We start from the raw sequence: 22,927 nt of genomic DNA on the forward strand, positions 1-22,927 counted from the left end.
GAAGCGCGGAACGGCGGCTCTCACCGGCCGAACCGGAAGTGGGCTCAGCCCACGTTGGCGCACTTGTTGCCGAACGCCGGGTTCAGCAGACCGACGATGTCGATGGTGTTGCCGCACAGGTTGATCGGCAGGTGGACCGGGACCTGGAGCAGGTTTCCGGAGAGGACACCGGGGGAGCCGGCGGCGACACCCTCAGCGCCGGCGCTGGCCATCGCGGTGCCGGTGCCGGCGGCCACGATGCCCACCACGGCCGCGCCGACGGCGGCGGTCTTCTTGATGCTCATACGAGCCTCCTGACTGTTCAACAGAGATGCACGGGGAGTGCGACATCTAGAACGAGACCCCTCCGGTGCGGTTGCGACGACGCCCGTAGCGTCACCCATCCGGCGCAACGCGGCCGTGGACCGGCATTCGGGTGATCACCGAACCGGACCGTTTCCCCTCGCGCCGCGCCTCGTTCTCCCTCACGGAACCCGGTCCACCGGCCCCCCGCACACGAATCGAGTACCGCCCATGCGCAAGCCCGCCCACGGCCACGTCGGCACCGCGGCCACCGGCCACTCGACCGGTGCGGCGGACCCCCTGAACCCGGCGTTCGGGAGCCATTCCCCGAACGCCTGACCGGGATTTCCCGGTGCGCCTCCGTCCGAACGTTCCCGGCCGTGCGGGAATTGTTCGCGGGGCGCCCGAAGAACGACGGCCGCGTCCACGCCCGAGCCATGGGCGGAACACGCCGGTGTGCGCCGTCGGAGTGAAAACCACGGCAATCCCCTAAGCCAACGGGTGGGTATTCGTGCTCACCCGGCTTCCCGACATTTCCCTTCCGTCGGGCAGAAATCGGAGGAAAGACATGCGCAACTTGAAGAAGGCCGCCGTCCTGTCGCTGGCCACCACCGGTCTCGTACTCGGTGCCTCCGGCGGCGCGTTCGCCAGCGCGGGCGCCGAGGGCGTCGCCGCGAACTCCCCCGGTGTCGCCTCGGGCAACAACATCCAGATCCCGGTCCACCTGCCGGTCAACGTGTGCGGCAACACCATCAACGTCCTGATCGCCGCCCTGAACCCGGCGTTCGGCAACACCTGCGTCAACAACGGCTGAACCGGCGGTCGCCGCACCGGCGACAGCTGATTCACCGTGCCGCGCCCCGCAGTGCCGGGGCCCGGCACGCTCCACCCGCGTGTGATCGAGGAGATCAACCCCATGCAGAACGTGAAGAAGGCCGCCGTCCTCTCCGCCGCCGCCGTCGGCCTGGTGCTGGGCGCGGCGGGCTCCGCCGCCGCCAACTCGGGCGCCCAGGGCGTGGCCGCCGGCTCCCCCGGCGTGCTCTCCGGCAACCTGATCCAGGTCCCGCTGGACGTCCCGATCAACCTGTGCGGCAACTCCATCAACATCGTCGGCCTGCTGAACCCGGCGTTCGGCAACACCTGCGTCAACAACGAGCCGCACCCGCACCCCGCGGACGACTGCTGATCCCCGATCGGCACGCATTCCGGCCGTACTGCCCCCCGACCAGCCGGCCGGGGGGCGGTTCGGCGTTCCCGGACCACTCCTGACCGTCCGGGACCACGACCCATCGAAGGGTGATCCGCATGGTTTCGAAGAAGAGCGGAGCCGGCCTGGCCGCCGCCGTGGGTGCCGTGGTGCTGCTCGGCACCGGCTCGGCGCAGGCCGCCCCCGCGTCCGGCCCGGCGCTCCCGGCCACGCTGACCAAAACGGACGTCGGCCAGGCGCTGAACGGGACGACGAGCGGCCTCGGCTACGGTGTCGCGCCGATCAAGAGCCTGCGCCTGGACCCGTGGGCCAACTCCGGGGCCGACTTCCTCAACAACGGGGCGGTCGTCCAGCCGGACCAGGGCCTGGCCCCGGTCGGCACCACCACGCTGACCGGCCCGCTGAGCGCGGGCGGCGGGGTCAAGGACCTCCCGCTGGTCGGGGGGCTGACCGGCCTGCTGCCGGGCTGAGCGCCCGGACGCGTCGGAGCCCGGCACCCCTTCCGTACGAAGGGGTGCCGGGCTCCGGTGCGTGCGGCGCCGGTGGGCTCAGAGCCCGGTGAGACTGGTCAGGCCGGCCAGCCCCGTCCCCTGGACCAGGCCGGTGGTGGCCGAGGTGGTGGCCGCGGTGGCGTTGTCCGTCAGGTTCGACTGCCGCAGCACGCCGGTGGCGGTCATGGTCCCGGCGCCGGCCAGGCCGTTCACCGTGTCGGTGACGGAGATCCGCTCGTCGTCGCCGCCCAGGCTGGCGGTGGCCCCGGGGATGGTCTGGACGGCGCCGGTGACCAGGTGCGGGTCCACCTCGTCCACCCGCAGCCGGCCGTCGGCGAGCTGGCCGGTGCCGTCCTGGACCAGCGTGAGCGGCTTGCCCACGTCGAGGCCGGGGGTCCTGGCGTTCAGCGGCGCGGCCGGGGCGTCCAGCAGCACCTGGCCGAGGTCGGCGCCCTGGTCGACCAGCGGGAGCGGCAGCTGGGCCTTGGCGCTCGGGCCGACCTTGCCGGTGGCCAGCTGGGGCACGAGGTGCTCCGGGATCAGCTCGCCGCCGGTGGTCCGGCCCGGCGCCGGCGGCATGAGCAGCGAGGTCGGGATGCCGGCCGTGAGGCGGCTGCCCAGCGGGGCGAGCGGTACGTCCGCCGGGACCTGCTGGGTGGACAGCGTGTCCTCCAGCGCCCCGACCTGGTCGAGGCCGACCGGGGCGGCGGAGGCCGCTCCCTGGGAGGCGAGCACGCCCGCACCGACCGCCAGCAGCATCGCGCCGGCCCGCTTGGAGAACTTCATGCTTTTCACCGTTCTGCCTGTCCGTACTGGACGTATCTGGACGTACTGGGGATCTCTGGGGGGAGGGCTGCGGGGGCGCAGCCGGAAAGCAAACTGCGCAACGAGCGAGCGTGAGCCCGGAATGCGGCCGTTAACCGGTTCGGGTTAATAATCCGACCGGGAGTCACCGCCCGACGCGCCTCCCGGACTCTTTTCGGGAATCCCCGTAACCTTCCGTGCCGTCATTCTTTGATCTGGACGTCAGTGACTGCAGACCGGGTCTGAGCGTTCTGGGTGTTTGCGACGCACGGAAACCGAAAGCATTTCAGAGAGGGATCTCCCATGATCCAGAAGTCCTTCGCCGCCGCCGGCCTGGCCGTCGCCGCGCTGGCCGGTGCCGCCGCGCCCGCCTCGGCCATCGGTGACGCGGACGGCGCCGCAGCCTCGATCGAGGGCAACGGCGGCACCAACTTCACCGGGACGGTCGGGAACAACAGCCCGAACTTCCACTTCCTGGACAACCCGAACATCTGCCTGCCGGAGATCCACAACATCGCCGTCGGCGTGCTCGGCGTCGCCGTCCCGGTCGAGGTGCCGATCGCCAACAGCGGCGGCAAGCAGTTCTGCACCATCGGCCAGGGCACCCAGAGCCAGGGCGACGGCGGCATCTCCCACCTGGTCGGCTGATCGCTCCCCGCGCTGCTCCCCCCTGCACCACTCCCCGATCCACCTTCGAATCGCTCCCCGATTCACCCCCGAGAGGAAAACCGGAAATGATCAAGAAGTCCCTCGCTGCGGCCGGCCTGGCCGCCGCCGCCATCGCGATGTCGGCCGGCTCGGCCTCCGCCATCGTCGACTCGGACGGCGCCGCCACCTCCGTCCAGGGCAACGGCGGCACCAACCACACCGGCACCACCGGCAACGGCAGCCCGAACAGCCACGTTCTGGACAACCCGAACATCTGCCTGCCGGAGATCCACAACATCGCCGTCGCCGTCATCGGCATCGCGGTTCCGGTCGAGGTGCCGGTCCTGAACAACCAGCCGAAGCAGATCTGCGACGTGGGCCAGAACACCCAGTCCACGGGCGACGCGGGTGTCTCGCACCTGATCGGCTGATCAAGGGGCATGGCACGGACGGAGGGCCCGGGGAGGAAGGTCTCCCCGGGCCCTCCGGGCTTGGCGTCCGGAGGGCCGTCGCACCTCGGCGGCCGTCCGGGTGACGGTACGTCGGACCGGGCGCGTGGGGCGTCGGGCCGACGGCCGGAAGTGATGACGTGTCACGAGCGCCCGCGGGGGCGCTCCGAGAGAGAGGGCAGATCCATGAAGAGCATGCTGGCCAAGGCCGCCCTGACCGCCACCGTCGCGCTGGCGCTCACGGGTGCCGCCACCCCGGCGTTCGCGCACGTCGGCGTGGCGGGCGGCGGCCACGGCATCGCCACCGCCAACCCCCCGTTCGCGGCCGGTGAGGAGTTCGGCGTCGCCCACGCCGGCGACGTCGTCGTCGGAGGCTTCGGTGGCGGCGCCGCCACCTCCACCGGTGTGGTCGGCGGCGGTGCGGGCTTCGCGCACGTCGGCGACTGACGGCGGGAACCCGGAAGGCCGGGCCGCTCCCACGGGGAGCGGCCCGGCCTTCCGCCGTAGCGCATCCGCTACTTGAGCATCCGGGCGGCCTCGACGGCCCAGTAGGTGAGGATCTGCTCGGCGCCGGCCCGGCGGATCGAGGTGAGCGTCTCCATGATCATCCGCTCCCGGTCGATCCAGCCGTTCGCGGCGGCCGCCTCGACCATCGCGTACTCGCCCGAGACCTGGTACGCGGAGACCGGCACCGGGGAGGCGTCGGCGATCTGGCGCAGGATGTCCAGGTAGGCCATGGCCGGCTTGACCATCACCATGTCCGCGCCCTCGGCGAGGTCCTGCTCCAGCTCGCGCAGCGACTCGCGGGCGTTGGCCGGGTCCTGCTGGTAGGTCTTGCGGTCGCCCTTGAGCGAGGAGCCGACGGCCTCGCGGAACGGGCCGTAGAAGGCCGAGGCGTACTTGGCCGTGTAGGCGAGGATGCCCACGTCCTGGTGCCCGGCCTCGTCCAGCGCCCGACGGATCACGGCGATCTGGCCGTCCATCATGCCGGACGGGCCGACCAGGTGGACGCCGGCGTCGGCCTGCACCCGGGCCATCTCGGCGTAGCGCTCCAGGGTGGCGTCGTTGTCCACGCTGCCGTCGGCGGCCAGCACGCCGCAGTGGCCGTGGTCGGTGTACTCGTCCAGGCAGAGGTCGGACATGACCACCAGGGAGTCGCCGACCTCGGAGACCACGTCCCGGATCGCCCGCTGGAGGATGCCGTCCGGGTTGGTGCCCTCGGTGCCGGTCGCGTCCTGCACCTCGGGGACGCCGAACAGCATGACGCCGCCCAGGCCCGCCTCGGCCGCCTCCACCGCGGCCTTGCGCAGGGTGTCGCGGGTGTGCTGGACCACACCCGGCATCGAGGTGACCGGCACCGGCTCGCTGACGCCCTCCCGGACGAACAGCGGCAGGACCAGCTCCGCCGGGTGCAGCCTGGTCTCGGCGACCAGGCGTCGCATCGCCGGGCTCTGGCGCAGCCGGCGGGGGCGAACGTACGGGAATTCAGCGGACACGGCTTCTCTCTCCGAACGGTTGTGCACGGCCGGGGGCGACCGACTGCCGCCCCCGGCGCCTTGGTGGTGAAAGGCCCTCAGCGGGCCTTGCGGCGCGAGCCGGGACGGCGCTCGCTGGGCCGGTAGACCGGCTCCCCCGCGGCCGTCGCGGTGTCGCGGCGCTTGGCCCCGAAGTCTGCCAGCGCCTGGGCCAGCGCGGCCGCCGACGGGGCCGGGGCCATCACGTCGACCCGCAGGCCGTGCTCCTCGGCGGTCTTGGCGGTGGCCGGGCCGATGCAGGCGATGACCGTGACGTTGTGCGGCTTGCCGGCGATGCCGACCAGGTTCCGGACGGTCGAGGACGAGGTGAACAGCACCGCGTCGAAGCCGCCACCCTTGATCGCCTCACGGGTCTCGGCCGGCGGCGGCGAGGCGCGCACCGTCCGGTACGCCGTCACGTCGTCGACCTCCCAGCCGAGCTCGACCAGGCCGGCCACCAGGGTCTCGGTGGCGATGTCGGCGCGCGGCAGCAGCACCCGGTCGATCGGGTCGAAGACCGGGTCGTACGGCGGCCAGTCCTCCAGCAGACCGGCCGCGGACTGCTCGCCCGAGGGCACCAGGTCCGGCTTCACGCCGAAGTCCACCAGGGCCTGCGCGGTGGTCTCGCCGACCGCCGCGACCTTGATCCCGGCGAACGCCCGGGCGTCCAGGCCGTACTCCTCGAACTTCTCCCGGACGGCGCGGACGGCGTTCACCGAGGTGAAGGCGATCCACTCGTACCGGCCGGTGACCAGGCCCTTGATGGCCCGCTCCATCTGCTGCGGGGTGCGCGGCGGCTCGACCGCGATGGTCGGCACCTCCTGCGGCACCGCGCCGTACGAGCGCAGCTGCTCGGACAGGCCGTGGGCCTGCTCCTTGGTGCGCGGCACGAGGACGTTCCAGCCGAACAGCGGCTTGGTCTCGAACCACGAGTGCGAGGCGCGGTGGGCGACCTGCTCGCCCACCACGGCTATCACCGAGGTGGCCGGGTCCACCGGGGCGGAGACCGGCGAGGGCAGCACCCGGGCGGCCTTCAGGTCGGCCGCGATGGCGGACAGCGTGGAGGTGAAGGTGCGCTGGCGGGTGGTGGTGCCGGAGAGGGTGGCGCTCAGCGCCGAGTCCGGCTTGCGGCCGTTGGAGACCAGCGCGCTCGCGGTGGCCGGCAGCTGGCCCAGGGTGGTGCGGACCACCAGGGTGGTCTCCGGCGCGCCCAGGTCGACCGGGGCGCCGGACAGCAGCTGGGCGCCGTCCACGAAACGGACGTCGGTGCCGGCCGTGCCGCGCAGCGGGACGCCCGCGTACGCCGGGACGCCGACCGACTGGGCGACGCCCGGGACCACCTCGAAGGGGATCCCGTCGCCCGCGCAGCTGAGCATCTCCTCGGCGGCGCAGCCGTCCAGGCCCGGGTCGCCGTCGACGGTGCGGACCACGTGCTTGCCGGACCGCACGGCCTCGGCGACCAGCTTGGCCAGGTCGAAGTCGGTGCCCTCGGCGGCGGGGGTGTGCACCTGCACACCGGCCGGACAGTGGCTGCGCACGGCCGCCGCGGTCAGCGGGTCGGCGACCAGGACGTCGGCCGAGGACAGCACCTCGACCGCGCGCAGGGTCAGCAGGCCCGGGTCCCCGGGGCCCGCGCCCAGGAAGGTGCACCGTCCGGTGGGCTGGCCTGCCGGGAACAGGGCGTCGGTGGCGGCGGTGGGGCTCATCGGGCTCGCTCCCCCATCAGGGTGGCCGCGCCCGCGTCGAGCAGCCGCGCGGCCAGCGCGTGGCCGAGGGCCCGCGCCTGCTGCTCGGCGGTCTCGTCGAGGACGATCGGACCGTTGGCGGACATCTTCAGCAGGGCGGTGCCGTCGGGGTCGCCGACCACACCCTCCAGCCGCAGTTCGTTCTCCCGGCCCCAGGTGGCCAGCGCGGCCACCGGAGCCGAGCAGCCGGCCTCCAGGGTGGCCAGCAGGGCGCGCTCGGCGGCCACGGCGACCCGGGTGGGGGCGTGGTCCAGCGCGGCGAGCGCGGCGGTCAGCGCAGTGTTCTCGGCGGTGCACTCGACGGCGAGCGCGCCCTGGCCGGGGGCCGGGATCATCAGCTCGGTGTCGAGGTGCTGGGAGATCTCGGCACTGCGGCCGAGCCGGTTGAGGCCGGCCGTGGCCAGCACGACCGCGTCCAGCTCGCCGTTGGTCACGAAGCCGATCCGGGTGTCCACGTTGCCGCGGATCGCGACGGTCTCCAGCTGGGCGCCGCGGGCGCGGGCCCAGGCGTTCAGCTGCGCCATCCGGCGCGGCGAGCCGGTGCCGATCCGGGCCGGGCGGCCCGATCCGGCCAGCTTCTCCACCAGCTCCTCCAGGCCCAGGCCCTCGGTGGCGACCAGGGCGTCCCGGACGTCCTCGCGCTCGGGGACGGCGGCCAGCACCAGGCCCTCGGGGGCCGCGGTGGGCAGGTCCTTGAGCGAGTGCACGGCGAAGTCGATCCGGCCCTCCAGCAGCGCGTCCCGCAGGGCGGAGACGAACACGCCGGTGCCGCCGATCTGCGCGAGCGACTCCCGGGAGGTGTCGCCGTAGGTGGTGATCTCGACCAGCTCGACGGGGCGCCCGGTGAGCCTGGTCACCTCGCGGGCGATCATGCCCGACTGGGCCATGGCGAGCGCGCTGCGCCGGGTGCCGAGCCGCAGGGCGGGGGTTCCCAGGGGCTGCTCGGTGAGCGGTTGACCATTCATGAGGTGATCGTCCCGGTGGTACTCGTGGGATGGCTGACGGTTCATCTGGCGCCCCCGCCCGAAGGCTGGGGCCGGCCGCCGACGGGCGTGCCCGACACGGCGTGCACGGCCGCCGGGTCGAGGTCGAACAGCTCGCGCAGGGCGTCCGCGTAGGACGCTCCGCCGGGCTCGGCGGCCAACTGCTTCACCCGGACGGTCGGGGCGTGCAGCAGCTTGTCGACGACGCGGCGGACGGTCTGGGTGATCTCGGCGCGGGAGCGCTCGTCCAGGTCGGGCAGCCGGGAGTCCAGCCGGCCCAGCTCGGCGGTGACCACCTCGGAGGCCATCGCCCGCAGCGCGACCACGGTCGGCGCGATCCGGGCGGCCCGCTGGGCGGCGCCGAAGGCCGTCACCTCGTCGGCGACGATCCGGGTGACCTGGTCGACGTCGCCGGCGCCGGGGGTGGCGGCGTGCGCGTGGGAGAGGCTCTCCAGGTCGACCAGCAGGGCGCCGTCGATCCCGTGCACCTCCTGGTCGACGTCCCGCGGCATGGCGAGGTCGAGCAGCGCGAGCGGCTGCCCCGCCGGGCGGGAGGCGATCGCGGTGGCCACGTCCTCGGCCTTGATCACCACGCCGGCCGCGCCGGTGCAGGAGATCACCAGGTCGACGTCGGCCAGCGCCTGCGGCACCTTGGCGAGGTCCAGGGTGCGGGCCACGTCCGGGCCGAGGATCTCGACCAGGCGCTCGGCGCGGGCCGGCGTCCGGTTGGCGATCAGCAGGTCGGTGACGCCGGAGCGGACCAGGGTGGCGGCGGCCAGCGAGCTCATCGAGCCGGCGCCGACCACCAGCGCGCGCTTGCCGGCGATCTCGCCCGCGCCCGCCGCGACCTGCTCCAGGCCGAAGGTGACCAGCGACTGGCCGGCCTTGTCGATGCCGGTCTCGCTGTGCGCCCGCTTGCCGACCCGCAGCGCCTGCTGGAACAGCTCGTTCAGGTCGCGCCCGGCGGTGTGCTCGTCCTGGGCCTTGGCCAGCGCGTCGCGCAGCTGGCCGAGGATCTGGCCCTCGCCGACCACCATCGAGTCCAGGCCGCAGGCCACCGAGAAGAGGTGGTGGACGGCGCGGTCCTCGTAGTGGACGTACAGGTGGGAGGTCAGCTCCTCCAGGTCCACCCCGCTGTGGTGGGCCAGCAGCAGCGACAGCTCGGCGACGCCGGCGTGGAACTTGTCCACGTCCGCGTACAGCTCGATCCGGTTGCAGGTGTTGACCAGCGCGGCCTCGGCGACGGTCGAGGACGCGGCCGCGTCGTGCAGCAGCCGGGTCGGGACCTCGCCGGTCAGCGCGGCGCGCTCCAGCACGCCCACCGGCGCCGTCCGGTGGCTCAGTCCGACGACGAGAAGGCTCATGCCCGTCCCCCACAGCTCTTCGTGTTCATGCGGGCATCACCGCGGACAGCTCGCCCTCGCCGCCCTTGGCGGCCTTTCCCTTGGCCTGCTCGGCCTGGTCCTTCGCCGCCGGCTCGCCGGCGGCGCGGCCCTTGCCGTTGCCGCCCGCCGCGCGGCGCAGCTTGGCGGCCGCCGCCCGGACCGGGCCGGGGGCGCGGTCCAGCACCGACTCGCTGTGGTCCGGCTCCTCGCCGGCCTTGCGCTGCTCGTGGAAGGCCAGGATCTGCAGCTCGATGGAGAGGTCCACCTTGCGCACGTCCACGCCGTCCGGGACGGTCAGCACGGTCGGGGCGAAGTTGAGGATGCTGGTGACACCGGCCTCGACCAGGCGGTCGCAGACCAGCTGGGCGGCGCCGGGCGGGGTGGTGATCACGCCGATGGAGACGTGCTGGCTCTCGACGATCGACTCCAGCTCGTCCATGTGCCGCACCGGAAGTCCGGCCGCGGTGGAACCGACCACGTTGGGATCGGCGTCCAACAGTGCGGCGACCCGGAAACCGCGGGAGGCGAAACCGCCGTAGTTGGCGAGCGCGTGGCCCAGGTTCCCGATGCCCACGATGACGACCGGCCAGTCCTGCGTCAGGCCGAGCTCGCGGGAGATCTGGTAGACGAGGTACTCGACGTCGTAGCCGACGCCGCGGGTGCCGTAGGAGCCGAGGTAGGAGAAGTCCTTGCGCAGCTTGGCCGAGTTCACGCCGGCCGCGGCGGCCAGCTCCTCGGAGGAGACGGTCGGCACCGAGCGCTCGGAGAGCGCGGTGAGCGCGCGCAGGTAGAGGGGCAGCCGGGCGACGGTCGCCTCCGGGATGCCCCGGGCACGCGAGGGTCGGCGCGCGGCGCCCTGGTCGGGCGTCTGCGAACTGCTCTGTGGTGATCGGCCGATTGCCACGGTGCTCCTGTGGGTGAAGCTGGGCTTTGGCAGCCAGGCTAAGCGTTTGTGAACGTGTGCACAAAGATGGTGTCCGTTTTGTCCCCGCACAGTGATGCGCATCACGCCATTGACCCCATAGCACCGGCATGGGTCTGGACCACCTCCGGGGCCTGGGGGCCGGGCAGCCAGGGGCCGTACGGCGCCTCCCGGCGCCGCAGCGGAACGGCCGCCCCGGACGGGCGGGAACGGGCCCGGCCCAGCCGCGGCCAGGGCACCCGGGCGGCCTCGCGCAGCGGGGCGGCCCAGTCGTCCCGCGGGCAGGACGGGGCGCCCAGGCAGTACCGCAGCAGCTCGGCCGTCACCCGGGCGTCGCCCAGCGCGGTGTGCGCCGGGTACCAGCCCAGGCCGGCCGCCTCCACGCAGGCCGCCAGGCCGTGGCTGCGGGCCTCCGGCAGGTGGGCGCGGGCCAGCCGCATCGTGCACAGCAGCGGGACGGGCGGCAGCGGCACCCCGATCCGGGCGAACTCGCGACCCAGGAAGGCGTGGTCGCAGCTGACGTGATGACCGACCAGCACCCGGCCGGCCAGCAGCTCCAGCAGCCGGGGGGCGATCTCCCGGAAGCGCGGGGCGCCCTCGACGTCGGCCTGGTGTATCCGGTGCACGTGGGTCGGGCCGACCGGGCCCAGCGGGTCCAGCAGGGTGGCGAACTCCCCCTCGGGGCGCAACCGGGCGTCCAGCAGCACCACCGCGACCTCGACCACCCGGTGCCGCCACGGACTGCGGCCGGTCGCCTCCACGTCCACCACGGCGAAGCCCGTGGGGCCCGTGGAGCCCGTGGCACCCTCCGGGGCTGTGGGCGTCCCAGGGGTCGGGCCGGGAAGCATGGCGGCACTCCTCGCGTGCTCAGCCCCCCACGGGCGCAAACGCGTTCGATCGTAAGCCGACCATGCCGCCCCGCCCCAAGCCGGAACGGAGTGTCTTTGGCAACGATTCGGCGAACCGCCCCCGCCGAGTGGCGGGGGCGGTGGTATACGGACGGACGGGCGGTCAGGCCCCGCCCGGGCGCTGCCCCCGCGCTGCCCGGGCGCCCCTCAGCCGCCGAGCGCGGTGCGCAGGCGGCGCTCGTCGACCCGCCAGAAGTCGTGCTGGCGGCCGTCGATCAGGGTGACCGGAATCTGCTCCCAGTAGCGGCGGTACAGCTCCTCGTCCTGGGTGATGTCCTTCTCCTCGAAGGCCGCGCCCAGCTCGCCCGCCACCCGGACGATCACCTCCCGGGCCTCGTCGCACAGGTGGCAGCCGGGCTTGCCGAGCAGGGTCACGGTACGGTCCGCGGGCTTGGGGCTCTTACGTCGCAGCAGAGGGCTCACCAGCCCATTGTGGCGCCCGGGCGCGGGGAACCGTTCACCGCGCGGGCACGGCTCCGTCACGGCCGCTCCGTACCCGGCTGGCTATGCTCGATGCCATGGCCGTGCTCCGAAGGCTCCTTCAGGCGAGACGCTCCACCACCGAGGGGAGCGCCCTGGCGGGCGAGGCCGCGGCCGAGGCGGCCGAGGCCGCGCTGCGCGCCGAGCCGTGGCCCGGCGCCCCGGCGGACGGCCAGGCCGCGGACACCCCGACCAAGCCCGGGAAGGCCCCCAAGGCCCCGGCCGGGAACCACACCCCCGACCCGGACGACCCCCGCGCCGCCGCCTTCTTCGACTGCGACAACACCATCCTGCGCGGCGCCGCGATCTTCTACCTCGGCGTCGGCCTCTACCGCCACGGCTTCCTCACCCGCCGAGACATCGCCCGCTTCGCCTGGCAGCAGGCCTGGTTCCGGCTCCACGGCGCCGAGGACCCGGACCACATCTCGGACGCCCAGCACACCGCGCTCGGCATCGTCGCCGGGAAGCCCACCGCCGACCTGGAGGCGATCTGCGAGGAGGTCTTCGAGCAGGTCGTCGCTGACAAGATCTGGCCCGGCACCCGCGCCCTGGTCCAGATGCACCTGGACGCCGGGCAGCGGGTCTGGCTGGTCACCGCCGCCCCGCTGGAGGTCGCCCGGATCATCGCCCGGCGGCTCGGCATGACCGGCGCGCTCGGCACCGTCGCCGAGGCCCGGGACGGCCTGTACACCGGCCGGCTGGTCGGCGAGCTGCTGCACGGCCCGGCCAAGGCGGCCGCGGTGCGGGCACTGGCCCGGCGCGAGCGGCTGGACCTCGACCGCTGCGCCGCGTACAGCGACTCGGCCAACGACATCCCGATGCTCTCGCTGGTCGGCCACCCGTACGTGGTGAACCCGGACGGCGCGCTGCGGCGGCACGCCCGGGCGCAGGGCTGGCGGGTGCGGGACTTCCGGACCGGGCGCAAGGCGGCCCGGGTGGGGCTGCCGGCGGCGGCCGCGGTCGGGGTGCTGGCGGGGGCGGCGGCCGCCGGGGTGGCGCTGCGGCGCCGTCACCGCGACGGCTGAACCGGCGGCGTCCGGACGACACTCCGGACGGCCGTCGCCGGGGCCGTTCCCAGCACTCCCACGGGCGGGTGAGCGGACGTCAACCAGGCCCCTGACCTGCCCCCTCGTACGGGCGAACTCCCCTCCCCCGCCCGGTGGTCGGCACGCGATGCGCGAACCTGCCACGCGGTGACCGGTTCTGATCGTTCGTCAGACCGGGAAAGTCGGGGGTTGCCGGGCCCCAGAGCCGGGAAACCGCCCGCGAAACCCCCGAATTGGTCACCCTGAGCACTTGAATGGTCACGTTGAGCCGGATGAACGCCGACACCTCCGGTCATTGTCGGCCGAATATGCGCAGCAAATGGATCCCAAACGACCACTTCGACCACACGGTGTAGCTGTCATTGCACAAAGCGTTATTCTCTCCTGGATGCACGTCACCCACGTGTCCGTCCGAACGGACGCCGGGGGCGTGCTCTCCGCGCAGGCGGAGGTGATCCGTCCACAGTTCTGCCTCTGGGAGTCCCGTGTACCCACCCGTCCGGAACGACGCGCCTGCACCCTCCCGCCCGTCGTCCGCGCCCCTGCGCCCCCGCACCGGCCTCCGCGGCCGGCCGACCGTCGAGCGGCAGATCTCCACCGGCCTGGACCTGCTGCGCAGCCTGCTCCGCAGTCAGCTCGCCGCCTCCCCCCAACTCGTGCCCGCCGGTGCGTCGTTCGGCCACCAGCACGGCCCTGGCCTGGCACTGCGCACCACCGCCGCCGGTTCGGCCGGCACCGGTTCACGCGGCCGCACCGGCACCTCCGGCATCGGCCGCAGTCGCACCCGCACCGCGCCCAGCCCCGGCTACGAGACCGAGCACAACCCGATCATGGAGCTGGTCGAACGGGCGCAGGCCGGCGAGAGCGAGGCCTTCGGCCGGCTCTACGACCACTACGCGGACACCGTCTACCGCTACATCTACTACCGGGTCGGCAGCCGGGCCACCGCCGAGGACCTCACCAGTGAGACGTTTCTGCGCGCGCTGCGCCGGATCGGCACCTTCACCTGGCAGGGACGGGACTTCGGCGCCTGGCTGGTCACCATCGCCCGCAACCTGGTCGCCGACCACTTCAAGTCCAGCCGGTTCCGGCTGGAGGTCACCACCGGCGAGATGCTCGACTCCAACGAGTGTGAGCGCAGCCCGGAGGAGTCGGTGCTGGAGTCGCTCTCCAACGCCGCCCTGCTGGACGCGGTGCGCCGGCTCAACCCGCAGCAGCAGGAGTGCGTGACGCTGCGCTTCCTACAGGGGCTCTCGGTGGCCGAGACCGCCCGGATCATGGGCAAGAACGAAGGCGCGATCAAGACCCTCCAGTACCGCGCCGTCCGCACCCTGGCCAGGCTCCTCCCGCCCGACGCGCGGTGAGGCGGCGGTGACCGGCGGGGGGAGGGTCCCGGGCCGACCGTCACCGCGGGGACCCGGTCGACACGTCCGGGTGAACGGTCGGTCCGATGATCAGCCGCGCGTAACCGACCGCCCGCACCACTCGTTGGCCAGCGTGCAAGCCTCCACCAGGCGTACGGTCAAGCCGATTTGCGACCTATCACCCGATGGAGTGGCTTTGGCCCGCCGAGGCAACCGTCCGGCAGGTCGGGGTGTCGACAACGACGAAGGGAGGTGTGGCCCGTGACGGCAAACGTGCTTGAGCACCGACGGGCGAAGGCCTTCGCCGAGGCGCTGGAGGCCCACCAGGCGGAACAACTCCGCGCGGCCAACGCCGACTCGGCCAACACCGCTGCCACCGAAGCCGGTTCGGCCGCGATGGCCGAACTGGTCGGCCTGGCCGACGCACTGGGGGCACTGCCCGGACCGGCGCTGGCCCAGGAGGCCCGTACGGTCCAACGCGCCCAGCTGATGGCCGCGTTCGAGCAGGCCTTCGCCGGCGGGCCGGGCGCCGCGGTGCCCCGCCAGCGCCGGCACCGGGCGATCCGGACGGCGCCGCGCGGCCGGTGGAGCCGGCGCTTCGCGATCGGCGGGCTCGTCGCCGGGCTCGCCGTCGGCAGCCTGGCCGGGGCCGCCGCCGCCAGCGGCAACGCCCTCCCCGGGGACGCGCTGTACGGCATGAAGCGCGGCCTCGAAGGGCTGCGGCTCGACCTCGCGGACTCCGACTCGGAACGCGGCGAGCTCCTGCTCGACAACGCCGCCACCCGGCTCGGCGAGGCCAACGCCCTGGTCGGCCACGACGGGCAGGTCGGTGCGCTCAGCCCGGCCACCGTCGAGCGGGTCCGCCGCGCACTGGGCGACATGCACGCCGACGCCCTCAAGGGCCGCGAGCTGCTGCGCTCGGTCTACCGCAGCAACGGCTCGCTCGACCCGATGCGCGCGCTGGCCGGCTTCGCCCACGACGAGGACGGCCGCTGGAGCTCGCTCCAGGGGCGGCTGCCGGTCCAACTGACCGAGCAGGCCAACCTGGTGAGCCGGCTCTTCGACGACATAAGCGAGGACGTCGCGCCCCTGCGTCTGGTCCAGCCGCCCGCCAAGAGCGGCGGCCCGACCGGCACCGGAGCGGGCGACGCCTCGACCTCCTCGACCGGCGGATCCCCGTCCGGCACCCCCGCCGGCGGCTCCGGCACCGCACCCGGCTCCGAGCAGTCCCGGGGCTCCACCGGGGCGAACGGCGGCCGACCCGGCGGCACCGAGCACTCCTCGGCCAACCCCGGCAGCGGCAGCACCGCCGGCGGCGGGGCCAAGGGCAACAGCCTGACGGACACCCTGCCCAGCGGCGCCCCGGACGCGGTCAACGGGCTGGTCGGCGACCTCACCAACGGGCTCACCGGCGCGGCCAAGCCCTCGCCGAGCGCCGACGCGGCCCCGCCGCAGGCCCCGCAGCCGCCGTCCGGAGCTCCCAGCCCGGCGGCCGACGCCCAGCCGGGCGTGGACGTGCCCCCGCTGATCCCGGGCCTGCTGCCCGGGCTGCGGATCCTCGGGGGCAGCTGATCCGGAACCACGAGGGCCCCGGTGGAGCAGTGCGCTCCACCGGGGCCCTCGGGCGCGTCCGGATCAGAAGAACACCGACCGCCGCTGCACCAGCAGGTGGTAGAGCGTGTGCTGGATGGTCTCGCGCACCTCGTCGGCGAGGTCGAAGACCAGCATCGGGTCGTCCGCCGCCTCCGCCGGGTAGCCGTCGGTGGCGATCGGCTCGCCGAAGCGGATCGTCCACTTGGTCGGCAGCGGCAGCATCCCCAGCGGCCCCAGCCAGGGGAAGGTCGGCGTGACCGGCACGTAGGGCAGGCCCAGCAGCCGGGCCAGCGTCTTCACGTTGCCGATCATCGGGTAGGTCTCCTCCGCCCCGACGATCGAGCACGGCACGATCGGCACCTTCGCCCGCAGCGCCGAGGCGACGAAGCCGCCGCGGCCGAAGCGCTGGAGCTTGTAGCGCTCGGAGAACGGCTTGCCGATGCCCTTGAAGCCCTCCGGCCAGACGCCCACGACCTCGCCCCGCTCCAGCAGCGCCTGGGCGTCCTCGTTGCAGGCCAGGGTGTGGCCGGACTTGCGGGCCAGCTCGTTGACGCCCGGCAGCACGAAGACCAGGTCGGCGGCCAGCATCCGCAGGTGCCGGCGGTGCGGGTGGTGGTCGTGGACGACCACCTGGGTCATCAGCGCGTCCAGCGGGAGCGTCCCGGAGTGGTTGGCGACGATCAGCGCGCCGCCCTCGGCCGGGATGTGCTCGATCCCCTGGACGTCGATCCGGAAGTACTTCTCGGCCAGCGGGCGCAGCAGCGAGAGCACGACCTCCTCGGTGAGCTCCCGGTCGAAGCCGAACTCGTCCACCTCGTAGTCGCCGGTGAGCCGGCGGCGCAGGAAGGCCAGCCGCTCGGTGGCCCGGCCCTCCCAGCCCTTGCCGAACATCCGGGTGGCCGCCGGGCCGAGCTGCCCGGACAGCGCCCCGCCGACGGCCCCGGCGAGCCGGTCGGCCAGCCCCGGGCCGTCCGGCGAGTTCCAGCTGGGGGCGGACTCGATCGGGATGACCTTGGCCTCGCCCGGCACGTTCTCGGCGGCGGCACTCATCGCGGTTCAGCTCCTCGGTCGGCGGGGGCGGTTCGGTACGGCGTCCGGTACGGCGGCGGGCCCGTCCGGGCCGAGCAGGGCGGACAGCCGGTCGGTGACGGCGGCCAGCCGCTCGGGCGGCAGCAGTCCGGGGCCCCGGGAGGCGGCGAAGTCGGCGAAGGCCTCCGGGGTGCTGAACGCCGGACGGTAGCCGAAGGTCTCGCGCAGCCGGGTGGTGTCCACGACCCGGCCGTGGGTGAGCAGCCGCAGCTGCTCCGGGGAGACGTCCACCAGCCGGGTCTGCCGGGCCAGCACCGCCATCCAGCTGACCGCGGGCAGCAGCACCGGCAGGGTGGGGCGGCCGAGCCGGCGGGCGCACTGGGAGAGCAGCAGCACGCCCTCCCCCGCGACGTTGAAGGTCCCGGTGTTGACGGTGCCCGGCAGGGGCTCGTCGGCGGCCCGGCAGAGGACCGCGACGGCGTCGTCCTCGTGCACGAACTGGAGCCGGGGGTCGTAGCCGAGCACGGTCGGCAGCACCGGTAGCGAGAAGTACTCGCCGAGCGGGGTGTCGGCACTGGGGCCGAGGATGTTGGCGAAGCGGAGCACCGTCACCGCGACGTCCGGGCGGCGCCGGGCGAAGCCGCGCACATAGCCCTCGACCTCCGCCGCGTCCTTGGCGAAGCCGCCGCCGGGCGGGTCCTTCGGCTGGATCCGCTCGCTGAAGACCGCCGGGTCGCGGGGTGCGGAGCCGTACACGCCGGTGGTGGACTTCACGACGAGCCGGCGCACCCCGGGCGCCTTCTGGCAGGCGCCGAGCAACTGCATGGTGCCGATGACGTTGGACTCCTTCACCGCGGAGCGGTTGGTGGAGCCCAGGCCGGTGGCGCTGACGCTGAGGTGGACGACGGTGTCGACCTGGTACTCGGCGAGCACCCGGGAGAGCACCGGGCGGCGCAGGTCGAGCTGGTGGAAGGTGTACGGCGCGGCGGGGCCGTCCGGCTCCTCGACCGGCAGGCCGGGCGGCTGCACGTCCACTCCGACGACCCGGTCCACCCCCGGCCGGCGTCGGACCTCGGCGGCGAAGCGGGCACCGAGATGGCGTGCCACGCCGGTGACCAGCACGACGACACCCACGGTGCTGCACCCCATTCCCTCGACCGAGCGGCCTGCGTGCACCGTACCGCGCCGCCCCACCGGGCCGTGAAACGACACCGCCCGCCCGGGCCACAGGGGCCGGGGCGGGCGGTGGAAGCGCTGGGCGCGCTGGGCGCGGCCGGGGGCGCTTACTTCTTGTTGCGACGCTGAACGCGAGTCCTCTTCAGAAGCTTGCGGTGCTTCTTCTTGGCCATACGCTTGCGACGCTTCTTGATGACAGAGCCCACGGAACAACCCTCGCTCACTGAGACTCTCGCCCGTGAGAGACGGAGTCCATACGACTGACGTGAGGGCCTAGCCTACCGTCCGCGCGGCTGGGGCCGTAATCGCGCTCCCCGCTACCGGGAAACTCGTGGGAAATCCGGGGCGAACGGGGGCGTGTCCACGGCTGCGGACCAGCCCCCGCCCGGCCGGTGGCTACGCGCTCTCAAGCCGCACGTAGGACTCCTTGAGGTACTCGTGCACAGCCTGCTGGGGCACCCGGAAGGACCGTCCGACCCGGATGGCCGGCAGCTCTCCGCTGTGCACCAACCGGTACACCGTCATCTTGGACACCCGCATGACCGCGGCGACCTCGGCCACGGTCAGGAAGACGACTTCCTGCAGGGGGCGCTCGACGGAACTCATGACCATCACCCGTCCCTTAACCCGTGTGCAAGGCACCGGCTTCCCCTCCGGTGACTCCACCGGCACACGTGTATCCCCAGAGTAGTTATGGGTGGTACCAGTGGGAAGAGGGGAAGTGCAGTCCTCGTACGGTGAGAGATAGGACTGTTGCAGTACGTAGCCGCTCGGCGGATCGCACCAGGTGGCGTACGCACCGCCCGGCCGGGGAACGTCCGGGGGCGCGCCCGGGGGCGGCCTGAGCACGGGCGGGCGGTGGGATCAGGCCAGCAGGCCGTGCAGCGGGTACACCGCGCGGCGGCTCGCGAGGATGGCCTGATCGAGCCGGTCGGCCGGATCGTAACCCGCGTCGAAGTCGCGCCAGGCCGGGCGGGCGCCGTCGGTCATCCGCAGCGGGGCCGGGCGGCGGGTACGGCGGTAGACCTCGGCGCGCCAGGCCTCGGGGGTCTCGGTGGCCGGGTCGACGGGCCGGCCGGCGGCGGTGGCGACCAGGTGGGTCCAGGTCCGCGGGACGACGTCCACCACGGCGTAGCCGCCCCCGCCGGTGGCGACCCAGCGGCCGCCGGTCAGCCGGTGGGCCAGCTCGTGGAGCTCCTCGGCGATCAGCCGCTGGGCGTCCACGGTGACGGCGAGGTGGGCGAGCGGGTCCTCCAGGTGGGTGTCCGCGCCGTGCTGGGTGACGAGGACCTGCGGCCGGAAGGCGGTGAGCAGCTCGGGCACCAGGGCGTGGAAGGCGCGCAGCCAGCCGGAGTCGCCGGTGCCGGCCGGCAGCGACAGGTTGGCGGCGGAGCCGGGGGCGTCCGGGCCGCCGGTCTCGGTGGGCCAGCCGGTCTGCGGGAAGAGCGTGGCGGGGTTCTCGTGCAGCGAGACGGTCAGCACCCGGGGGTCGTTCCAGAAGGCCTGCTGGACGCCGTCGCCGTGGTGGACGTCCACGTCGACGTAGGCGACGCGCTCGGCGCCGAGTTCGAGCAGCCGGGCGATGGCGAGGGCCGGGTCGTTGTAGATGCAGAAGCCGGAGGCCTTGTCGGGCATCGCGTGGTGCAGTCCGCCGGTGAAGTTCACGGCGTGCGGGGTCTCGCCGCGCCAGACCGCCTCGGCGGCGGCCACCGACTGGCCGGCGATCAGCGCGGAGGCCGAGTGCACCGCCGGGAAGGACCAGTTGTCGTCGGTGCCGAGCCCGTGCCGGGGGTCCGGCTGCTCGGGGTGGGCGGCGGCGCGCTTGACCGCCTCGATGTACTCCCGGGTGTGCACCAGTCCGAGGGTGGACTCCCCGGCGGGCGGCGCGGACCGTACGGTCACCCCCGGCCCGGTGCCGAGCCCGAGGGCCTCGACCAGCCGCATGGTGAGCGCCAGCCGGGTCGGGTCCATCGGGTGGCCGGGGCCGAAGTCGTAGGCGGTGACGGCCTCGTCCCAGAAGAGGTGCAGGCCGCAGGGGGTGTCACGCTCGGCTTCGGGCATGGCCTCCACCGTAGCGGGTGAGGGCGGCCGAGCGGTCGTCAGGGCGCGCTGAGGGGGTCGTGTGGAGGCGGTGCAGACAAAAGCTTTACGACTCCATATCCTCTCCGCCATGAAGCCATTCAGCGTGCAACGCCTTGGGGTAATTCTCGCTGCAATACTGGGACTTGGTCTGTTCTTTGCCGCCCAGCCGGCCTCCGCCGCGGTCAGCGGCACCACCTTCGCCGTCGACAGGTCGACGGCCAAGGCGGGAGACCAGCTGACCTTGACGCTGTCCCTCACCAACACCGAGAACAGCGCCATCTACTTCGCCTACGAGTCCGTCCAGCCGACCTGGCCGGCCAACCAGCAGGCCGGAGCGTTCACCGTCGTCGGCTGCACCGGCGACACCTCCGACTGCGCGGTCAACGGGAACAGCGCCAGCTTCCACTTCAACGCGCCGATCGCACCGGGCGCGACGAAGAGCGTCACGCTCACCGTCAAGATCACCGACACCCCGGCCTGGGGCACCGCGCCGTACACGCTGAACTGGGCGCCGTACGTCTACTACGAGTTCGGCCAGGTGGGCGGCACGACCACGGCCAAGGACCAGACCTGGACCTACGGAGTGCCCGAGCTCCAGACCGTGATCAGCTGACCCCCGTCCCGTCGACCGCCCCCGCCGTCACGCGGCGGGGGCCAGGCCCTGGACCGGAGCCGGGGCGAAGCGTTCGGCCAGCGGCAGGACGGCGAGCACCAGCAGCATCGGGGCGAGCAGCGCCCAGCGGTACGAGCTCGCGTCCGCGATCGCCCCGACCAGCGGCGAACCGATCAGGAAGCCCACGTAGTTGAAGAGGTTGAGCCGGGCCACCGCGGCGTCCGACTCCCCCGGAAAGAGCCTGCCGCCGGCCGCGAACACCTGCGGGATGATCGCGCAGATGCCGAAGCCGAGCACGGTGAACCCGGCGATGCCCGCCCAGGCGGCGGGCGCGACGGCGGCCAGCCCGAAGCCGAGCGCGGCCAGCGCGGCACCGGTGCGCACCACCGCGACGGCGCCGAAGCGCTGCACCGCGCGGTCGCCGAGGATCCGGCCGAGCAGCATCGCGACCATGTAGCCGAGGTAGGACAGCTTGGCGAGGTCCTCGGGGCTACCCAGACCGTCGGTCAGGTACTTGACGCTGTAGTTGGAGACCGAGGCGTCCGCGATGTACGCGAAGGCCATCGCCAGGCACAGCGGCAGCAGCGGCCGCCAGGGGATGGAGCGGGCGGCGGCCTCGGCGGCCTCCCGTACGGCGTCGCCGAGTTCGGCCGGGCCGGCGAACCTGGTGCCGGTCAGCACCGCGAGCGGGGCGACCACCGCCGCGGCCGTGCCGAACAGCACCGGCAGCCCGAGGTCGTAGTGCGAGCCGAGGCCGGCGACCGCCGCGCCGAGGATGCCGCCGAGGCTGAACGCGGCGTGGAAGCCGATCATGATCGAGCGGCCGTAGCGGTGCTGCAGGCCCACCCCGAGCATGTTCATACTGGCGTCCAGCGCGCCCACCAGCAGCCCGAACGCGCCCAGCGCGAGGGCGAGTTGCCACAGCGTGTCGCCCAGCCCGGCGCCCGCGAGGCTGAGGCAGACGGCCGGCTGGACCACCCGCAGCACGGCCCGGGCGCCGGTGCGCTTCACCAGCTGCTCGGAGAGGATCGAGCCCACCCCGGCCAGGACCGGCACCGCGGCCAGGAAGGCCGGCAGCAGCGCGTCGCTCAGCCCGTACCGGTGCTGGATCTCCGGGATGCAGGTGACCAGCAGGGCGAAGACGGTGCCCTGGAGCAGGAAGCTGACGGCGAGCGCGGCCCGCCCGGCCCGCAGGCCGGGCGCCCTGGTGGACGAAACGGGCTGAACGGGCGGCGCGGCGCTCATGCGGACCTCCAGACGACCTGGCTACCGCCCGGTAGGACGATGTTGGCCGAGAGCGTAGGCGGTGCGCCGCGATTGCGGGAGGGGTCGCGCAGCGGTCATTTCCCGCCGGAGGCCAGCTCCCGGGAGCGGTCCCGGGCCGCCTCCAGGGCGCCGAGCAGCGCGGCCCGCACCCCGTGGTTCTCCAGCTCGCGGATGGCCGCGATGGTGGTGCCGGCCGGGGAGGTGACCGCCTCGCGCAGCTTCACCGGGTGCTCGCCGGAGTCGCGCAGCATCACCGAGGCGCCGATCGCGGACTGGACGATCAGGTCGTGCGCCACCTGCCGGGGCAGGCCGAGCAGGATGCCCGCGTCCGTCATCGCCTCGACCAGGAAGTAGAAGTAGGCCGGGCCGGAGCCGGACAGCGCGGTGGCCGCGTCCTGCTGGGACTCGGGCAGCCGCAGCGCCTTGCCGACCGAGCTGAAGATCTCCTCGGCCCGCGCCAGGTGCTCCTCGGTCGCGTGCGAGCCACCGGAGATGACGCTCATCCCCTCGTCCACCAGCACCGGGGTGTTGGGCATCACCCGGACCACCGGGGTGCCGGCCGCCAGCCGCTCCTCGAACCAGGCGGTCGGAACGCCGGCCGCGGCCGAGATCACCAGCCGGTCCGGGCTGACGTACGGGGCCAGCTCCTCCAGCAGGGTGCCCATGTCCTGCGGCTTGACCGCGAGGATCAGGGTGTCGGCCAGCTTGGCGGCCTCGGCGTTGGAGACGGCCACCACGCCGTAGCGGGCGGCGAGTTCGGCGGCGCGCTCCGGGCGGCGGGCGGTCACCAGGACGTCCGTCGGGGCCTTGCCCGCCCGCAGCAGACCGGAGAGCAGGGCCTCGCCGATCTTGCCGGTGCCCAGGAAGGCGATCTTCTGTCCGTGTGCTGCGCTGCTGCCCATGGTCCGCTCCTTGCCTCGGTACTGCGGCCATCCTCGCA

Annotated in this window: 26 protein-coding genes; 10 read left to right on the plus strand and 16 right to left on the minus strand. The window is 73.5% G+C overall.

Features of this window, described 5'->3' with window-relative positions; all coding sequences use genetic code 11:
- Positions 1 to 44 precede the first annotated feature (44 nt).
- A complete protein-coding gene (locus RZ50_RS17170) occupies positions 45 to 284 on the minus strand; it encodes a chaplin (protein ID WP_196952058.1) in 240 nt (79 codons plus the stop codon).
- Between the two features lie 566 nt (positions 285 to 850).
- On the opposite strand from RZ50_RS17170, the gene RZ50_RS17175 reads away from it, so the two are divergent.
- The 3 genes from RZ50_RS17175 to RZ50_RS17185 all read left to right on the plus strand — a co-directional run bounded on the left by RZ50_RS17175 (position 851) and on the right by RZ50_RS17185 (position 1,959).
- Entirely contained in the window at positions 851 to 1,096 is a 246-nt protein-coding gene (locus RZ50_RS17175) for a chaplin (RefSeq protein WP_196952057.1), read from the plus strand.
- A 102-nt stretch (positions 1,097 to 1,198) separates the two neighbouring features.
- Positions 1,199 to 1,468 carry a chaplin gene (locus RZ50_RS17180; RefSeq protein WP_196952056.1) on the plus strand — a complete coding sequence of 90 codons (270 nt, stop codon included), beginning with the start codon at positions 1,199 to 1,201 and terminating at the stop codon, positions 1,466 to 1,468.
- A gap of 119 nt (positions 1,469 to 1,587) precedes the next feature.
- A complete protein-coding gene (locus RZ50_RS17185) occupies positions 1,588 to 1,959 on the plus strand; it encodes a hypothetical protein (protein WP_196952055.1) in 372 nt (123 codons plus the stop codon).
- Positions 1,960 to 2,037: 78 nt separating this feature from the next.
- On the opposite strand, the gene RZ50_RS17190 is transcribed toward RZ50_RS17185, so the two are convergent.
- Positions 2,038 to 2,766 carry a hypothetical protein gene (locus RZ50_RS17190; protein ID WP_196952054.1) on the minus strand — a complete coding sequence of 243 codons (729 nt, stop codon included), beginning with the start codon at positions 2,764 to 2,766 and terminating at the stop codon, positions 2,038 to 2,040.
- Between the two features lie 321 nt (positions 2,767 to 3,087).
- On the opposite strand from RZ50_RS17190, the gene RZ50_RS17195 reads away from it, so the two are divergent.
- From RZ50_RS17195 to RZ50_RS17205, 3 genes are all read left to right on the plus strand, one after another.
- Positions 3,088 to 3,432, plus strand: coding sequence for a rodlet layer protein (locus tag RZ50_RS17195; RefSeq protein WP_196952053.1), 345 nt, complete (start codon positions 3,088 to 3,090; stop codon positions 3,430 to 3,432).
- Positions 3,433 to 3,518: 86 nt separating this feature from the next.
- Positions 3,519 to 3,863 (plus strand): rodlet layer protein, encoded by a 345-nt coding sequence (locus tag RZ50_RS17200; RefSeq protein ID WP_196952052.1) that lies wholly within the window; start codon positions 3,519 to 3,521, stop codon positions 3,861 to 3,863.
- A gap of 204 nt (positions 3,864 to 4,067) precedes the next feature.
- Positions 4,068 to 4,328, plus strand: coding sequence for a hypothetical protein (locus RZ50_RS17205; RefSeq protein ID WP_196952051.1), 261 nt, complete (start codon positions 4,068 to 4,070; stop codon positions 4,326 to 4,328).
- Positions 4,329 to 4,396: 68 nt separating this feature from the next.
- Here the strand turns inward: RZ50_RS17205 and hemB are convergent, their stop codons facing one another.
- The 7 genes from hemB to RZ50_RS17240 all read right to left on the minus strand — a co-directional run bounded on the left by hemB (position 4,397) and on the right by RZ50_RS17240 (position 11,761).
- Complete coding sequence (hemB, locus tag RZ50_RS17210) at positions 4,397 to 5,377, minus strand: porphobilinogen synthase (RefSeq protein ID WP_196952050.1); 981 nt, start codon at positions 5,375 to 5,377, stop codon at positions 4,397 to 4,399.
- A gap of 77 nt (positions 5,378 to 5,454) precedes the next feature.
- Entirely contained in the window at positions 5,455 to 7,101 is a 1,647-nt protein-coding gene (locus tag RZ50_RS17215) for a bifunctional uroporphyrinogen-III C-methyltransferase/uroporphyrinogen-III synthase (RefSeq protein ID WP_196952049.1), read from the minus strand.
- A complete protein-coding gene (hemC, locus tag RZ50_RS17220; protein ID WP_196952048.1) occupies positions 7,098 to 8,105 on the minus strand; it encodes a hydroxymethylbilane synthase in 1,008 nt (335 codons plus the stop codon). Before hemC ends, RZ50_RS17215 begins: the two co-directional genes overlap by 4 nt.
- Positions 8,106 to 8,146: 41 nt before the next feature.
- Positions 8,147 to 9,487: a glutamyl-tRNA reductase gene (locus tag RZ50_RS17225; RefSeq protein ID WP_196952047.1), complete on the minus strand. Its 1,341-nt coding sequence runs from the start codon at positions 9,485 to 9,487 to the stop codon at positions 8,147 to 8,149.
- A 25-nt stretch (positions 9,488 to 9,512) separates the two neighbouring features.
- A complete protein-coding gene (locus tag RZ50_RS17230) occupies positions 9,513 to 10,406 on the minus strand; it encodes a redox-sensing transcriptional repressor Rex (protein ID WP_196952068.1) in 894 nt (297 codons plus the stop codon).
- A gap of 107 nt (positions 10,407 to 10,513) precedes the next feature.
- Entirely contained in the window at positions 10,514 to 11,278 is a 765-nt protein-coding gene (locus RZ50_RS17235) for a 3'-5' exonuclease (RefSeq protein ID WP_196952046.1), read from the minus strand.
- Positions 11,279 to 11,485: 207 nt separating this feature from the next.
- Positions 11,486 to 11,761 carry a glutaredoxin family protein gene (locus tag RZ50_RS17240; RefSeq protein WP_196952045.1) on the minus strand — a complete coding sequence of 92 codons (276 nt, stop codon included), beginning with the start codon at positions 11,759 to 11,761 and terminating at the stop codon, positions 11,486 to 11,488.
- A gap of 95 nt (positions 11,762 to 11,856) precedes the next feature.
- On the opposite strand from RZ50_RS17240, the gene RZ50_RS17245 reads away from it, so the two are divergent.
- The 3 genes from RZ50_RS17245 (at position 11,857) to RZ50_RS17255 (ending at position 15,800) form a co-directional block, all read left to right on the plus strand.
- Positions 11,857 to 12,843: an HAD family phosphatase gene (locus tag RZ50_RS17245; protein ID WP_196952044.1), complete on the plus strand. Its 987-nt coding sequence runs from the start codon at positions 11,857 to 11,859 to the stop codon at positions 12,841 to 12,843.
- Between the two features lie 563 nt (positions 12,844 to 13,406).
- Entirely contained in the window at positions 13,407 to 14,228 is an 822-nt protein-coding gene (locus tag RZ50_RS17250) for an ECF subfamily RNA polymerase sigma factor, BldN family (RefSeq protein WP_374199956.1), read from the plus strand.
- A gap of 261 nt (positions 14,229 to 14,489) precedes the next feature.
- Complete coding sequence (locus RZ50_RS17255) at positions 14,490 to 15,800, plus strand: DUF5667 domain-containing protein (protein WP_217680583.1); 1,311 nt, start codon at positions 14,490 to 14,492, stop codon at positions 15,798 to 15,800.
- Positions 15,801 to 15,863: 63 nt separating this feature from the next.
- On the opposite strand, the gene RZ50_RS17260 is transcribed toward RZ50_RS17255, so the two are convergent.
- From RZ50_RS17260 to RZ50_RS17280, 5 genes are all read right to left on the minus strand, one after another.
- On the minus strand, positions 15,864 to 16,871 hold the full coding sequence (locus RZ50_RS17260) for a lysophospholipid acyltransferase family protein (RefSeq protein WP_254802517.1): 1,008 nt from the start codon (positions 16,869 to 16,871) through the stop codon (positions 15,864 to 15,866).
- Positions 16,872 to 16,877: 6 nt separating this feature from the next.
- Entirely contained in the window at positions 16,878 to 17,984 is a 1,107-nt protein-coding gene (locus RZ50_RS17265; protein WP_196947781.1) for an NAD-dependent epimerase/dehydratase family protein, read from the minus strand.
- Positions 17,985 to 18,133: 149 nt separating this feature from the next.
- Positions 18,134 to 18,232 (minus strand): 30S ribosomal protein bS22, encoded by a 99-nt coding sequence (locus RZ50_RS17270; RefSeq protein WP_003948845.1) that lies wholly within the window; start codon positions 18,230 to 18,232, stop codon positions 18,134 to 18,136.
- Positions 18,233 to 18,422: 190 nt separating this feature from the next.
- On the minus strand, positions 18,423 to 18,632 hold the full coding sequence (locus tag RZ50_RS17275) for a helix-turn-helix domain-containing protein (protein WP_045699258.1): 210 nt from the start codon (positions 18,630 to 18,632) through the stop codon (positions 18,423 to 18,425).
- 258 nt (positions 18,633 to 18,890) lie between these two features.
- Positions 18,891 to 20,087: an acetoin utilization protein AcuC gene (locus tag RZ50_RS17280; protein ID WP_196947782.1), complete on the minus strand. Its 1,197-nt coding sequence runs from the start codon at positions 20,085 to 20,087 to the stop codon at positions 18,891 to 18,893.
- Between the two features lie 262 nt (positions 20,088 to 20,349).
- On the opposite strand from RZ50_RS17280, the gene RZ50_RS17285 reads away from it, so the two are divergent.
- Positions 20,350 to 20,721, plus strand: coding sequence for a hypothetical protein (locus RZ50_RS17285; protein ID WP_217680585.1), 372 nt, complete (start codon positions 20,350 to 20,352; stop codon positions 20,719 to 20,721).
- A 27-nt stretch (positions 20,722 to 20,748) separates the two neighbouring features.
- Here RZ50_RS17285 and RZ50_RS17290 read toward each other — a convergent pair whose 3' ends face one another.
- Positions 20,749 to 21,966, minus strand: coding sequence for an MFS transporter (locus RZ50_RS17290; protein ID WP_196947784.1), 1,218 nt, complete (start codon positions 21,964 to 21,966; stop codon positions 20,749 to 20,751).
- 95 nt (positions 21,967 to 22,061) lie between these two features.
- Positions 22,062 to 22,889, minus strand: a complete 828-nt coding sequence (proC, locus tag RZ50_RS17295; RefSeq protein ID WP_196947785.1) for a pyrroline-5-carboxylate reductase — start codon at positions 22,887 to 22,889, stop codon at positions 22,062 to 22,064.
- Positions 22,890 to 22,927: the final 38 nt, after the last annotated feature.

The organism is Kitasatospora sp. SUK 42, assembly GCF_015776785.2.
Taxonomy (GTDB): domain Bacteria; phylum Actinomycetota; class Actinomycetes; order Streptomycetales; family Streptomycetaceae; genus Kitasatospora.